Source organism: Bifidobacterium cuniculi (assembly GCF_000741575.1).
Classification (GTDB): domain Bacteria; phylum Actinomycetota; class Actinomycetes; order Actinomycetales; family Bifidobacteriaceae; genus Bifidobacterium; species Bifidobacterium cuniculi.
On the sequence record NZ_JGYV01000017.1, the window covers coordinates 14,073 to 27,654 of the forward strand.

At 64.5% G+C, this 13,582-nt stretch carries 11 protein-coding genes; 5 read left to right on the forward strand and 6 right to left on the reverse strand.

Features of this window, described 5'->3' with window-relative positions; all coding sequences use genetic code 11:
* The first annotated feature begins 20 nt into the window (after positions 1-20).
* On the forward strand, positions 21-2,612 hold the full coding sequence (ligA, locus tag BCUN_RS08195; RefSeq protein ID WP_033516708.1) for an NAD-dependent DNA ligase LigA: 2,592 nt from the start codon (positions 21-23) through the stop codon (positions 2,610-2,612).
* 285 nt (positions 2,613-2,897) lie between these two features.
* On the opposite strand, the gene BCUN_RS08200 is transcribed toward ligA, so the two are convergent.
* The gene (locus tag BCUN_RS08200) at positions 2,898-3,971 is read right to left on the reverse strand and encodes an Mrp/NBP35 family ATP-binding protein (protein WP_420796473.1); all 1,074 of its coding nucleotides are present in this window, start codon (positions 3,969-3,971) and stop codon (positions 2,898-2,900) included.
* Positions 3,972-4,124: 153 nt separating this feature from the next.
* On the opposite strand from BCUN_RS08200, the gene BCUN_RS12400 reads away from it, so the two are divergent.
* Complete coding sequence (locus tag BCUN_RS12400) at positions 4,125-4,325, forward strand: hypothetical protein (RefSeq protein ID WP_152598135.1); 201 nt, start codon at positions 4,125-4,127, stop codon at positions 4,323-4,325.
* 79 nt (positions 4,326-4,404) lie between these two features.
* The gene (locus BCUN_RS08205; protein ID WP_033516706.1) at positions 4,405-5,709 is read left to right on the forward strand and encodes a tyrosine-type recombinase/integrase; all 1,305 of its coding nucleotides are present in this window, start codon (positions 4,405-4,407) and stop codon (positions 5,707-5,709) included.
* Here the strand turns inward: BCUN_RS08205 and BCUN_RS12405 are convergent.
* Positions 5,706-5,960, reverse strand: a complete 255-nt coding sequence (locus BCUN_RS12405; protein ID WP_202961095.1) for a helix-turn-helix domain-containing protein — start codon at positions 5,958-5,960, stop codon at positions 5,706-5,708. The two genes, BCUN_RS08205 and BCUN_RS12405, sit on opposite strands and share 4 nt — an antisense overlap.
* Before the next feature lie 41 nt (positions 5,961-6,001).
* Positions 6,002-6,499, reverse strand: coding sequence for a helix-turn-helix domain-containing protein (locus tag BCUN_RS08215; RefSeq protein WP_051920957.1), 498 nt, complete (start codon positions 6,497-6,499; stop codon positions 6,002-6,004).
* Positions 6,500-6,567: 68 nt separating this feature from the next.
* On the opposite strand from BCUN_RS08215, the gene BCUN_RS08220 reads away from it, so the two are divergent.
* Together BCUN_RS08220 and BCUN_RS08225 are read left to right on the forward strand one after the other, a co-directional pair.
* Positions 6,568-6,753 carry a helix-turn-helix domain-containing protein gene (locus BCUN_RS08220; protein ID WP_033516703.1) on the forward strand — a complete coding sequence of 62 codons (186 nt, stop codon included), beginning with the start codon at positions 6,568-6,570 and terminating at the stop codon, positions 6,751-6,753.
* 24 nt (positions 6,754-6,777) lie between these two features.
* Positions 6,778-8,064, forward strand: a complete 1,287-nt coding sequence (locus tag BCUN_RS08225) for a tyrosine-type recombinase/integrase (RefSeq protein ID WP_033516702.1) — start codon at positions 6,778-6,780, stop codon at positions 8,062-8,064.
* A 606-nt stretch (positions 8,065-8,670) separates the two neighbouring features.
* Here BCUN_RS08225 and BCUN_RS08230 read toward each other — a convergent pair.
* The 3 genes from BCUN_RS08230 to BCUN_RS08240 all read right to left on the reverse strand — a co-directional run bounded on the left by BCUN_RS08230 (position 8,671) and on the right by BCUN_RS08240 (position 13,450).
* Complete coding sequence (locus BCUN_RS08230; protein WP_152598133.1) at positions 8,671-11,196, reverse strand: DUF5906 domain-containing protein; 2,526 nt, start codon at positions 11,194-11,196, stop codon at positions 8,671-8,673.
* A 52-nt stretch (positions 11,197-11,248) separates the two neighbouring features.
* Entirely contained in the window at positions 11,249-11,473 is a 225-nt protein-coding gene (locus tag BCUN_RS08235; protein WP_129866187.1) for a hypothetical protein, read from the reverse strand.
* A gap of 795 nt (positions 11,474-12,268) precedes the next feature.
* Positions 12,269-13,450: a protein kinase family protein gene (locus BCUN_RS08240; protein WP_051920958.1), complete on the reverse strand. Its 1,182-nt coding sequence runs from the start codon at positions 13,448-13,450 to the stop codon at positions 12,269-12,271.
* Positions 13,451-13,582: the final 132 nt, after the last annotated feature.

Here is a 13,582-nt window from a genome sequence, read left to right on the forward strand (position 1 = left end):
TGTTCCCGAAAGGATCCCCGATGACACAGACGTTGGCGCAGGAGGCCCAGGAAGACGGCACCCGCAGGTTCCCGATCGGCACGGACGCGTGGATCGACGCGTTGCGTGACACGGATGCCGATGCCCTCCAGCTCGACGAACTGGACGTCGCGGCCCTGACGTCCGAGCAGGCGGCCCGCCTGTGGGCCAGGGTCGCCGCCTGGGTGGAGACCGACCAGATGGCCTACTACGTGGACGACGCTCCCGTCTCCTCCGACGCCGCCTACGACGCGCGACTGCGCTGCCTGCAACGCCTCGAGTCGGAATTCCCCCAGCTGGACACGCCGCAGTCGCCGACGCACCGGGTGGGCGGCACCTTCTCCAACGATTTCACCTCCGTACGCCATCCCTCGCGCATGATGAGCCTGGACGACGTCTTCTCCTACGAGGAACTGCGCGCCTGGTACGACGGGGTGCGCCGGGACCTGCAGTGGCCCGAGGGCAAGGGGCTGCCGATGACCTGCGAGATCAAGATCGACGGCCTGGCGCTCAACCTGGTGTACCGCAACGGCGTGCTGGTACAGGGCCTGACCCGTGGCGACGGCGTGATCGGCGAGGACATCACCATGAACGTGCGCACCTTCCAAAGCATCCCCACGACCCTGGGAGGTCCCGAAGGCGACATCCCCGAACTGGTGGAGATCCGCGGCGAGGTGTTCATGCGCTGGGACGACTTCGACGCGCTCAACCGGCGCAACGAGGACGAGGGGCGGCCGCCTTTCGCGAATCCGCGCAATGCCGCCGCCGGCTCGCTGCGCCAGAAGGACCCGCGCATCACCGCCACCCGCAAGCTCAGCTTCTACGCGCACGGCATGGGCCGCCTCGACTGGGGGACGGGCAAGCCGGTGGACGCGGCCGACGAGGTGCAGGACCAATCCCAGGCGTATGCGCTCTACCGGTCGTGGGGCATCCCCACCTCGCCGCACACGCGCGAAGTGACGGACTTCGACGAGGTCCTCGAGATGATCGAGTACTACGGCGAGCACCGCTACGACATCGAGCATGCGCTCGATGGCATCGTGGTCAAGGTCGATGACCTCGCACTGCAGCGCCAGCTGGGCGCCACGTCGCGCGCCCCGCGCTGGGCCATCGCCTACAAGTACCCGCCCGAGGAAGTGAACACGCGGCTGCTCGACATCGTGGTGCAGGTGGGACGCACCGGCAGGGTCACTCCGGTCGCGATCCTCAATCCGGTGTACGTCGCCGGGTCCACCGTGTCGCGCACCACCCTGCACAACGCCTACGAGGTCAAACGCAAGGGCATCCTGGTCGGCGACACCGTCGTGGTGCGCAAGGCCGGCGACGTGATCCCCGAACTGGTGGGACCGGTCCTCGCCAAGCGCGCCGGCCGCGAAGACAGCCTGCGCGAATTCGAGATGCCGACCCACTGCCCGGCCTGCGGCACCCTGCTCAGGCCCGACAAGGAGGGCGACAAGGACCTGCGCTGCCCCAACGCGGAATCCTGCCCCGCACAGCTGACCGAACGAATCATCAACCTGGCCTCGCGCAAGGCCTTCGACATCGAACACCTGGGGGATGCCGGCGCCACCGCACTGACCAACCCCGAATTCAATCGGCCGGATTCCGTCCAGGCGTACGCGCCGGGCATCCACGAGCTGCAGGTGGCGCCCGGACAGGAACCCGACCCCTATGTGCCGCCGGAGGGACTGGAGATCCCCGGACCGCAGGTCCCCGTGCTGGACAGCGAGGCGGACGTGTTCACCCTGACCGCGGACCAACTGCGCGACGTGAAGGTATGGCGTGAGGCACCGATCGTGGAAATCAGCGAGAAAACCCTCGAGGGCGGCAAGACCCGCAAGGTGCGCAAGCGTCTGGGAGGCTCAGGCCTGTGGCACCAGGTACCGGCCTTCTGGTCCTCCGTCACGGAACGCAAGGCCAGCCGCGACGGCACCCTGCAGGAACTGCCCGCCGATGCCGCCATCGTGGGCACCAACCCGAGGAACGGGCGGGAACTGTACGTGGCTCCCACGGAGAACACCCGCAAGATGCTCGCGGAACTGGACAAGGCACGCCATGCCGACCTCGACCGCGTCCTCGTGGCATTGTCCATCCGGCACGTCGGCAAGCCCACCGCGCGTCTGATCGTACGGCACTTCGGCAGCCTCGAACGGATCGGCGAAGCCTCGGTGGAGGAACTGACTTCCATCGACGGCATCGGCGAGGAAATCGCCAAGGCCATGCACCAATGGTTCGCCGCCGCCCGGGAACCGGGCAGTTGGCAGGGACGCATCCTCGACGCCTGGAAGGCCGCAGGCATCGGCACGCAGGAAGCGGCATCGGCAGCGCTTCCGCAGACCCTGCAAGGACAGACCGTGGTGGTCACCGGCTCACTGGACGGCTACTCGCGCGATTCGGTCAAGGAAGCCATCGTCGCCCGCGGCGGCAAGGCCACCAGCGGCGTGAGCAAACGCACCGACTGGGTGGTCGTCGGTGCCAATGCCGGCTCCAAGGCGCAGAAAGCCGAGGAACTGGGCGTGCCGATGATCGACGAGCAACAGTTCGAGACGCTGCTCGAGACGGGCACCGTGCCCGGCTTCGGCGAGGACCGGTGAGATTGCCGCCGCCTGTCCACAGTTTCCGGGAGGCATGTGGATAGGTGGCGTGTCATCCACATATCCACAGGTTCCGTCAGCCAGGGTTGCGCAATCCGCGGCTGCCGTGCCATGCTGGTGCCCCACGGATCCGACCAACCCTGGCGGACCAGGAACGAAGGAGCATCATGGCCACCATCACCGAACCCCTGTTCAGCATCGGCGACTTCCCCTACGCCATCGTGCCGCAGCAACAGGTCGAGGCATGCCTCGACACCATCGAAAGCGCACGGTGAGTCACGGCGGCTACGACGCCATGGCCCGCGGCGGCACCATGAGGGCAGTCGCCAGGTCCCTGAACGCGTCCGCAAAGCCGTCGTCGCGCAGCCAGCCATCCGCGTCCAGCACTGCGGGCCGCCCTGCCTCGCCGTCCTCGCGGATACGCGGGTCGAGCGGCAACTGGGCCAGCAACGGCACCTCGTATCCCAGGGCGCGCGTCAGGTGGGTCGACACGCGGCCGCCGCCGCCCTCGCCGAAGATGCGTAGGCGCTCGCCGGCATGGTCGTACCAGCTCATGTTCTCGATCACGCCACGCACGTGCATCGGCACCTGCAGGCTCACCAGGCCGGAACGCACGGCGACGTCGGACGCCGATGGCTGCGGGGTCGTCACCACCACCAGTTCCGCGTTCGGCAGGGCCTGCGCCACGGAAATGGTCATGTCGCCGGTGCCCGGCGCCAAGTCGAGGATGAGCACGTCCGGTTCCCCCCACCACACGTCCGCCAGGAACTGGTCGAGGGAACGCTGCAGGCGAGGCCCGCGCCACAGGATGGCACGGTCGGCCCCGGCGAACATGCCGATCGACATGAGCTTGACACCCCAGCGGGTCACCGGCATGAGCATGCCGTTGAGGTTGGTCGGCTGCGCGTGTGCGCCGAACAGGCGGGGCAGGGAAAACCCGTAGATGTCGGCGTCGATGGCGGCGGTGTCGTATCCGAGTGCGGCGAAGGTCGCCGCCAGGTTCGCGCTCACCGACGACTTGCCGACGCCGCCCTTGCCCGAGGCGATCGCGAAGATGCGCGTCTTGATGCCCGGCTTGTTGAAGGGGTTCTCGCGGCGCTGCGCCTTGAGGTCGGCCACCAGGTCCTTGAGTTTGCCCTCGTCCATGCTGCCCACCTCCAGGTGGGGGATGAGCACGGCGGTGGGGTAGGAGGACACCGCCGCGTGGATCTGCGCGCTGATCTGGTCGGAGAGGGGGCAGCCGGGAACCGTGAGTTCGACGGTCACGGCCACGTCCCAGGTGCCGTCCTGGTTGTCGGTGGCGTCGATGCCCACGATCATGCCCAGATCGACCACGGAACGGCCCAGTTCGGGGTCCATGATGTGTGCGCAACGCTCCCAGAGCGCCGATTCGATGGTCGTCTTCTCATCCTTCTCATCGGTCTGGGTGGCGGCGGGCATGGGACCTCCTTCTGGTTGGATGCTTCCCCCATACCATAGCGCGAGACGGCGGGAACCGCCAGACGGACGCTGGTGGACGGCAATGAAAAACGTCGCGCACAACGCGAGGGGATGCGTTGTGCGCGACGTTTTCCTTATCTCTTGAATTTGAGAATATATCCCTTAGATGTGGAAGTAGCTCCGGCGCTTTGCCTCACTGTTTTGGAGAACGGCGTAATATCACCGATTATCGGCGGTATTACGCCGTTCTTCGTTGGTAAACGGCTGTTTTGACCAACCGCGATTTCCGTCAATCAGGCTCAATCAGGCGTAATCATAAGTGACCTATAAGTGACCTGCATAGGCGGAACGCATGAATGCAGGGAAAAACGGCATGTCCGACTACACGCTGGTGCTCACAGGCACCGATGGCACGAACGTGGTGCTCACGGGCACCAATCCAAAACGGCTCGTCGACCGACTACGGGCCAAGATCGCCCCGGCCGACCGGCGACGGACGAAAGGCGCGGGCGGCATCCGCCGACTGCCCAACGGCAGGGTGAAGGCATACCGCACCGTCGTCGACCCGAACACCGGCGAGGAACACCGCGTGAGCCGCACCGCCGACACACAGGCCGTCGCCGAGTCACGGCTCAGGGAGGCACTGTCCGAGTTCGACCGCACCCACCGCGTCGGCTACGTCAGACCTCCCACCGTGGCCGAATGGGTGGACCACTGGCTGACCGACGTGTGCAAGCCGCGCCTCAAGCCCCGCACCTGGGGCACGTATGCGTCCGTCGGCGCGAACAACATCGTCCCCGCCATCGGCAAGGTGCGGCTCGATGAGCTGAAACCCGCCCACTTCCGCCGCATGGAACGCTACATCACCGTCGAGCAGGGCAGGAGCTCCGGCACCGCGGGCAGCGCATGGCGAACCCTGCACAAGGCGCTGGAGGACGCCGTACTGGAGGGCGTCATCGAAAGGAACCCCGCCGTCAAGGGCACCGCGCCCCGCGTGGCGTTGAAGGAACGCGCCGTATTGACGCCCGAACAGGCCGCCGACCTCATCGCCGCCGAGACGGACGACACGTGGAGGCTCATGTGGATGCTCGCGTTCATGACCGGCATGCGCCAGGGCGAACGACTCGGCCTAACCCGGGACGAACTGCGCCGCGACGGCGACCGGCTGGTCGTCCTGGTCGAATGGCAGGCGCAGCACCTGACGAAACGCGAGGTCGAGGACCTGCCCAAGGGCGTCGAATGCACGCCGCTGGGCAACGGCATGTACCGCACGCGCCCCAAGACCGAAAAGGGCCGGCGCGCCATACCATTGCCCGACGCGCTCGCCCGCGTGCTCCTCGCCCACATCGAACGGCATGGCGTGAACGGCGACGGGCTGGTGTTCCACGACGAAAAAGGACTGCCTCTGACCGGCAACGTGGAACGCAGGCGCTGGTACCGGGCGTTGGACCGCATCGGACTTGACCACGACTACGTGCCCCATTCGGCCCGGCACACCACCGCGACCATCCTGAACCGGCTCGGCCTGGATGATGTGACCCGCACCGCGATCATGGGTCACAGCCGCGTGTCCACGACGAACGAGATCTACACGCATGTCGAGCTCGACCGGCTGGTCGCCGCGACCGACGGCGTGGAAAGGGCAATCGAGGGCTAGGCGGGCATGACCGTCCCCCGTTCGACGAATGCGGCCACGTCGGCGGCCCTGTAGCGGATGTGCCGCCCCACGCGCACGTATGGCAGGCATTTGCGTTTCGCCCGCCACTTGCGCAACGTCTCCGTGGATACGCCCAGCAGGCGGCCGACCTGCTGGGCCGTCATCAGTTCCGGTACCTCCATGCCGACGCCCATGCGTCCCGAAGCGGTATTGAGCGGTAACGACCATACCGAGGGTGCGTTTCCGGGCATGGCGGGAGTCAAGGTGGAAACCACGGCGGGAGGGAGGAGCCTCAATGCCCTATATCGACATCCACAGCGAACGCGTCCGGATACCATGCCATCCGCTCCGCTCCATGGAAAAGGCCCGTGCGGCAGTGGTGAACGCTGGGGCTTCTATGGGCCGACCGCGACGATGGGGCGCGACCGTGATTGGCTGCGCGCGGGGCGGGGAATCCTCCCTCGCCGCGAAGCCGGGCAAGCACCAGCTCCGCGGCGAGCAGCCTGCGCGCATTGTCCTCGTTCTGGGTCCGCGCGTACCGGCGGCGTGCGCGGGCGACCCTGCCTTTTGCCGCGATCTCATCGTCATGGTACGGGATCTCACCGGTGAGCAGCATTCGCGGATTGACATCAAGAATCTCCGCCAGTCGCAGGAATTGGGCGGCGGGCATGGTCTCGAGCCTGCGCGCGCCGTTCTCATATTCGCTGACGTGCGACTGCGTGGAGCCGATGGCCGCGGCCAATTCGGCCTGCGTCAGTCCGGCGACTTTCCGGTATCCCTTTAATCCCATGCGAATCATCCTACGCGGCGACGCATGTACGTGCATAGCAATGCTCGTACATGCGAAAGGACGCCGACATGGACATTGAACTGTCCGACCAGCAGCTGCTGGTCGACCGTACCACCGCCATGAGGATGCTGGGGCTCAAGGACCCGCGCACCATCGTCAGGCTCGCCCGTTCCGGGCATATCACCGGCTTCGTCGCGTGCGGCCGGTGGTACTTCAACCGCGCTTCCATCGAGGCGTTCGCACGCGGCGAATAGACGACGTATATATAGGAGACGGATATGGCGAAGGCGTGGATACGCGACAGGTGGCTCAAATCGAAGGCCGTGGTGGACGGCGTGGAGACGGTGCCGACCGCGCGCATGCGCCGCCGGGTGGCCGCGAATCCGTCGACGGCCGACCTGCCGGACGCATTCAAGACGGCCGACTATGGGCGCGGCATGCGCTGGCAGGTCTGCTGGCGGGCCGACGGACGGCAGCATCGGGAGAGCTTCGCCGTGCGCGAGGCCGCCGAGGAGCGGGCCGCGGAGCTCAACGACGACCTGCGTTCGGGGCGGTATGTCGACCCACGTGGCGGCCGGCGTGTGCTGGACGATCTGTTGGAGCCTTGGCTGGCCGACCATACGGGCGTGCGCCCTTCCACCATCGACAACTATCGCCGCCACTACGAAAGCATGGTGCGTCCGCGCTTCGGCTCCACTTGCATCGGGGATATCGACGAGCGGGCGGTCAAGGCCTGGGTGTGCGACCTGGATTCCGGGGCCATTCGCACGCAGCGTGGAGAGCTGTTCACGAAGGGTGCGATACGGACGGCCGTAAGCAAGATCCTCGGCTCCATGCTCCGGTTCGCGGTGCGCCGCAAATGGATTCCGGCCGACCCGACCAGGGGTGTTCGGCTCCCTCGGGTCCCCGCGCAGAGGGTGGACCCGTTCACGTTGGAGGAGGTGCGCGCCATCGCGGACGCGGCGGGACGGCTGAAGACTCCGACGGGCAGGCCATGCGGCCGCCCCATGGATCGTCTGCTGGTCCTGTTCCTCGCGTCGACGGGCATGCGGCCGGGCGAGATGGCCGCATTGGATGTGCGCGACCTGGACTTCACGCACGATATGATGAGCGTGTCGAAGACGATGACGAAGGCCGAGGCGGGCCATTACCGGTATGTGCAGGGCGATACGAAGACCGTCAGGGGGCGTCGGCGTCTGCCGATTCCGTCTTTCCTGCGCGGCGGATTGGAGGCCCTGTGCGAGGGGCGCGACGGCGGTGAGCCGCTGTTCACGTCGCCGCGCGGGGAACGCATCATCTACCAGCAGTGGCGGCTGCGCGTGTTCAAACGCGCCGTGGCCGCCGCGGGCGTCAGACCCGATGGGCGCAGGCTGACCCTGTATTCGCTGCGGCACACGTTCGCGTCGGTCGCCATCATGAACGGCGCTGATGTGAAGACGCTTCAGGATCTGATGGGCCATGAGGACGCGACGGTCACGCTGAACACGTATGCGGCCGTTTTCGCCGACCGGCGGGATGCGGTGTCGGATGCGGTGTCGGACGCGTTCTCCCGTGGATTGTCCTGACCCGGGCGTGTCACGGCGGTTCCGGTGTCCGGGAATGTTACCCCAGTGTTACCCCGCGCCCGCGGGGCTGTTCTTCCAAGTGTCGGGAACGGCGGTATTCCAACGTTTTCGTACGTCTCGAAAACAACGTCCCCGTTTCATCTGGACGGAGGTTGCGATGCATGGTTATGCATGGCGATGCCGAACCGTGCATGGGGCGCGGAAACGGCGATTTTTCATCCCGATTACGGCTCCAATACCCCATAACCATGCGTTTCCATACATAATCGTGCGCATTATGGCCGACCACGGGACAAGAAGCCCTAAAAGGCGCAAAAACCGGGGTAACTCTGGGGTAACATCGCAGAAGACCAAGCGGCAGTAGGGCTGAGGATGGGGTGGATTGCCGTGGGCGTCATCGGCGGCGTATGGCCGACCTGCAATCCGCGAGCGAATGTCGACGACTGCTGATATTAAGCGGGCCGCCATGGCGGCCCGCCGATATCATGGCGATTATACCATCACAGGGAACCAGCTTCCGATCGACGGAATCCCCGCCAAGGGGCATGGGGGTACCCCAAACCTGGCCGGTCGGTATCGCGGCGGTGCGAACGCGCCGTCAACCGGTCAGTCATTCGGATTGTCCGTACGTGGTCGACGGTATTGGAAGCCGTAGTTGCGGGCGGCATCCTCCAACACGTGCTCCGTATCCTTCCTGTCGTGATCGCCGGCCAGGGAGCGAAGCTCGTCGAACGCGGAATCGATGTCGGACTGGGGGAGATTCATGGCTGTCGCCGCGGCCACCACGTACACGGCACGGCGCAGCAGCTCGTTATGGCGCGCCCCGCGCGGCATCGGGGATGTATCCAGGTGCAAACGGCCATCCGATGACCTGAACCGTTTGAACGAGCTCGGGGCGACGGTCGGACGCGAGTCGCCGTGCCCCACATGCGCCTTGCCGTCCGGGCCGGTGTATGCCTCCGGCATACGTACGAAACCGTATTTGGAGAACAGCTCCAGCATCGGCTGGGTCAGCATCGGTACCCTGCCGTCGATGGGTGCGGCGACCGGTTCGTACACGCCCTGATCCGTCCGGGAGCCTGCGCAGATGACGTAGCCGCCGCCCGCGGCCTTCAAGTCGACTAGCAGCGTGGGATCGCCGCTCGTGGCCTTGCCGACGGCGCTTTTCTTGAAATATCGCATCAGGTCCGGTGGCACGCGGTACGTGCCATGGTAGCCGCCGCGCGCCGAACGCTCCAGATATGGCATGGGGAAGTCTTCGGAACCGATGGGCGCGCCCAGGTCGCGCTCCATGCGGTTCAGGCCATGCTCGCAGCCGTTGCCGTCATGGTCGGCGTCCCAGTCGATGATGACGGTGTTATCGCCCGCGATCTCCGCGGCAGACGGGGACACGGTGAAATCGGGCAGCGTGGCGGCCTGTCCCGATTCGGCCTTCCGATGCCAGTTCCTCGCCACCTTGTTCTCGGCAGGTACGTACACGCCGGTATCGCCGCCGTCGCGCTTCGCCCGCGCCCATTCAACCGGATCGGCGTCGTTTGGCGTCAGGGTGGCGAGGTCGGTGACGGCTCGCGTCGCCTTCTTCTCCTTCAGGGCTTCAGCCTGCCGCACATCGGCGGTCAGCATGGACTCCATCGCCTCCCGATACGGTTTGAACATGGACTCGCTCTTGACCGTCAGGCCGAAGTCGCCCTGACGTCGGCCCGTCTTCAGGCCGGTGCGGTTGATGAACGAGCGCGAATAGCGGTGGCCCTTGCCCAGATACGGGTTGTCGGCGCTTACCGTGAAGCCCTTCTCCACAATCTCCTTGACGGCGAACAGCTCGGACTCGTCGAGGCTCTCAAGCGTGCCGATGGACTCGGTCATGTCGGGACGATAACCGTGCGTCCATAGGGCCGCGGAGAACAGCAGCATCTCGACGGCGCCGTATCGGTTATCGAGCCAGTTGGCCAGTTTGGCGAACTCGTCGTGCGTGTGGCCCTCGCTGGCGTTCACTTCGACCAGGCGGCGCTCAAACGCCCGCGTCGCCTCCTTGTATGGCGCCCTGTTCGTCAGCGAGATGAAACCGCAGTGCGGGCGCACCTCGTAGGCGACGCCGCCGCCGTAGCGCACGGTGAACGGGTCGCATGTGGCGATCTTCTTCATCGCGCGGGCGCATGCCTCGCTCGACATGTCGGATTCAGGGTCGGAGACCCATAGGGCGTCGACCAGTTTGCCAGCCTCGTTGCCGCCGTCGAAGCCGCCCTGTGACAGGCGTTCGATGTCAATCTCGCTGCACCAGCGGTCGAACGTCCTGCGGAACCCGCCGAACAGCAGCCCCTTGCCGTTGCCTCCTTGACCGTAGAAGCACCACAGATTCTCCAGCCGTGGCGCCATGATCGGATACGCCCAGTACAGCGCCAGGTTCAAGGCGGATGCCTCGGTGCCGGTGACAAAGCTCATCCATTTATGGACGCGCACGTTCATAGCCTGATAGTCGTCCTTGTTTCCGGGGAGCGCTTCCTCGGGCACTGCGATGTCGACGATGTACGGGATGCGGTCCGGCTCGTCCTTCTTCGTCAGGGTCGGCTTGCCGTCCTTGACGTACATGGTCGCCTGACGGCCGGAGGGCGTGTGTATGCGCGCACCCCGGCGTACCGGTGCGTACAGGTCGGGACGGAGCGTGGCCATCAGGCGGATCATCGCCTTCAGCGCACGTTCGATCTCCCTGGAGCGGCTTGCCGATTTTACATCCAGTTCGGACTCGAAGTTGAGTACATGGTAGCTTTCCAGCGCCTCCATGCCGTCATCGGGGCGGTCGAGCGCGTAGAACACGTTAGGGTCGTTGTCGCAGACACGATAGCGCCCTTCCGCGATGGCGGTGACCGCCTTCTGATATCCGATGGGCCAGATGGGTCCCCCGCCGGGCATCATGGCCGCCTCGGCGACCGGGCCGGAATCGGTCAGCCATTTGTTGCACGTGTCCAGCGTCGGCGGATCGCTGAACCGGATGCCTCCGAGTACCAGGTGCGTGTTGATGTCCCCGCCGCGTAGATGGTAGTTCGCGTTGAGCAGACGGAGGAGTTCGCCCAGTTGTGCCGCCGTATAGTCGCCGCCGGGACGCATTCCGTCCATTGGATTCACATGATCTTCCATGTGTGTCCTTTCCGCCCCGCCGGTCGTGTCGGATCGGCGGGGCATTCTTCCTTTATCGGTTGTTCCTGCGGCCTGTGTCATGCAGGCAGGCGGCGATGGCGGCCTCTACGCGGCTTTTCGGATAGCGCACGCATTTCGGCCCGAACTCGTATCGAGGTACGCCGAGACGCGCCATGATACGGGCCACGCTCGGGCGTGCGATGCCCATGCGTTCTGCGATCCAGCCGCCGTCGACCAGCTCCTCGTGTTCGTCCATCGACTCGTTTCCTTTCGACATCAGACCTCCATGCGTGCAGTGCCCGCATGGTTTGCGAGTGCGTCTATGCGCTCACGCCCGCAGGGCATCGAAAACGGCGGATTATCAAGGAAAGGGCGGTTGCGAAAAACATCCCGGATTGGGATACCCGTTCTTTTCCTCCGCCCATGGGCTTGCGGTCCTGTCCCCGTCAGGCGCGCCGGATGCGGTTAACGGGGCGGTCATGCACTTAGCCTCGCGGGGAATGCAGTTAACGTCGGGTGGTCGGAACGGCGTCGTTCCAACGATTCCTCGCCCTCGATGCAGTTAATGCACTTAAATCACGCCCCTAGGCGGTAAATCGGGGAAAGAAAAAATCGCAAATGGCTACATTAAGTGCATTAACTGCATTTTTCCCTTGAAAACGGCGTCATTCCAACGTTTTGAGGACATGCGGTTAACTACATTTTCAGCGAGGTTAACTACATTCGTGCAGTTAACCTCCAGGAGGGGGTGTCGGGTCGCGCGGGGGGGGGGGCGATCATTGAAAGCAGCATCCTTACAGGCTGTAATGATGTGGCTCGCTGGCGGAACCCAGGGGGCGGTGAACAGGGAACACCACTGCCTCACCTGTTACGAAAGCGAAAGCACCTGATATTGGGATGCGAGAGAAGACATGGGTATCCGACGGATTTTCCTTGTCTGCATGGCACGGGGCATATGTCAAGGAATTCTCATAGCGGCGGGATGGGCCGTTATCCCACAGTGGAAAATAGCTGGGGGAGAGGAGAGAGCTTGTGCCTGATGGCGTTTTGCCGATATCTCTTATCGGAGACCTTATGCGGACTGTAGTGCAGTCCGCGAGTCTCGTAGCTTCTTCATCTCCTCGATGATGCCCTTCACCGTCTGATACCGGTCGGCGGGGTTGGTGGCCGAGCATTTCTGGATGATGGAGCCCAGCCGCGATCCATCGGTGACAAGGTTCTCCTTGCCAGTGAGGGTGTAGTTGAGAATGAAACCAATCGAATATATGTCGTTGACCGGCTTGAAATCCCTGAACGATTTCAGGGCCGGATCTATTATGGAGCCTTTCATCGCGGAGCCCGTGCTCGTGAGATCCGAGGTCTTCTCCTTGGCGAGCCCGAAGTCGGAGACCTTGACCATGAACGCATCGCTGCCTCTATACGTATGGACGAGCACATTTCTGTAGCTGAGGTCGCGGTGGCACACGCCACGCCTGTGCAGGAAGTTCATCGCGTACAGGAACTGCATCGCCATCTTGTGGCGGGTCTGGTAAGACATCTTCTGGATGTTGTGCGAGATGTAGTCCCTCAGCGTGTGCTCGCAGTACTCCATCGTGTAGCTGTTGTCCGATTCGTCGTAGCGGTAGACCTTCAGGATGTAGGGGAAGTCGAACCGCTTCATGATGTCGAACTCCCTGCGGAACCTCTCGACCTCCTTGGGGTCCGCGTCCTTCTTCAGCCTCTTGCGCGCGATCTGGATGCCGTAGTTCGGGTCGGTGAACTTATGGACGAACGCATAGGCCCCTTCTCCGACGAGTTGAAGCCGGACCTGTTCCGTTCCGGCAAGCGTCGTCCCGCTCTCCTCCGTCTCGAACACCGTGTCGTAGTATTCGACCTCTATCGGCGTGAGCCCCTCCGGGATGGGACTCCCGCAAGTCGGTTGGAGCCACCCAGGGGAGCTATCGATCACCCTTTGGTATTCGGGCTTGGTTTCAATCCGTATCCCGGCCTTGGAGGCGATCCTCAGCAACGCGGAGTATGTCTCGTTCACCTCCATCAGCTCACGGCTGGGGTCGGCGTTGAAGTGACCGCCCACGCCCTGCGGGGCCTTGTAATTCATGAACTCGAAGGCGTTGTTGTACTGCTCGTGCAGCCATGCGAAGACGCGCCCGAACCGCCGCTCCCCGTCGTATAGCCCGAGGTATTTTCCGTCGACCTGCTTCTCCGCGAACTGGCTCAGGTAATTGTCCAGTTGCCGCTGTGGGGATAGAGACAATCCGATCCTCCGATCGTAAGTGGAATCGCCCCCATTGTAGCCGCGCCCCGGGTGCGGACGAGCGCGCGCGGACGCCCGTACCGAGACGTCCGACCCGCCGGCGCCGGTCCCGGTGGAACTCCGTTACTCCCG

Bases quoted from the DNA above. Each gene is read 5' to 3' on its own strand.
- ligA (WP_033516708.1), top strand. From the start codon at position 21: ATGACACAGACGTTGGCGCAGGAGGCCCAGGAAGACGGCACCCGCAGG.
- BCUN_RS08200 (WP_420796473.1), bottom strand. From the start codon at position 3,971: ATGGACCCCGAACTGGGCCGTTCCGTGGTCGATCTGGGCATGATCGTG.
- BCUN_RS08205 (WP_033516706.1), top strand. From the start codon at position 4,405: ATGAATGCAGGGAAAAACGGCATGTCCGACTACACGCTGGTGCTCACA.
- BCUN_RS12405 (WP_202961095.1), bottom strand. From the start codon at position 5,960: ATGCCCGGAAACGCACCCTCGGTATGGTCGTTACCGCTCAATACCGCT.
- BCUN_RS08215 (WP_051920957.1), bottom strand. From the start codon at position 6,499: ATGGGATTAAAGGGATACCGGAAAGTCGCCGGACTGACGCAGGCCGAA.
- BCUN_RS08220 (WP_033516703.1), top strand. From the start codon at position 6,568: ATGGACATTGAACTGTCCGACCAGCAGCTGCTGGTCGACCGTACCACC.
- BCUN_RS08225 (WP_033516702.1), top strand. From the start codon at position 6,778: ATGGCGAAGGCGTGGATACGCGACAGGTGGCTCAAATCGAAGGCCGTG.
- BCUN_RS08230 (WP_152598133.1), bottom strand. From the start codon at position 11,196: ATGGAAGATCATGTGAATCCAATGGACGGAATGCGTCCCGGCGGCGAC.
- BCUN_RS08235 (WP_129866187.1), bottom strand. From the start codon at position 11,473: ATGTCGAAAGGAAACGAGTCGATGGACGAACACGAGGAGCTGGTCGAC.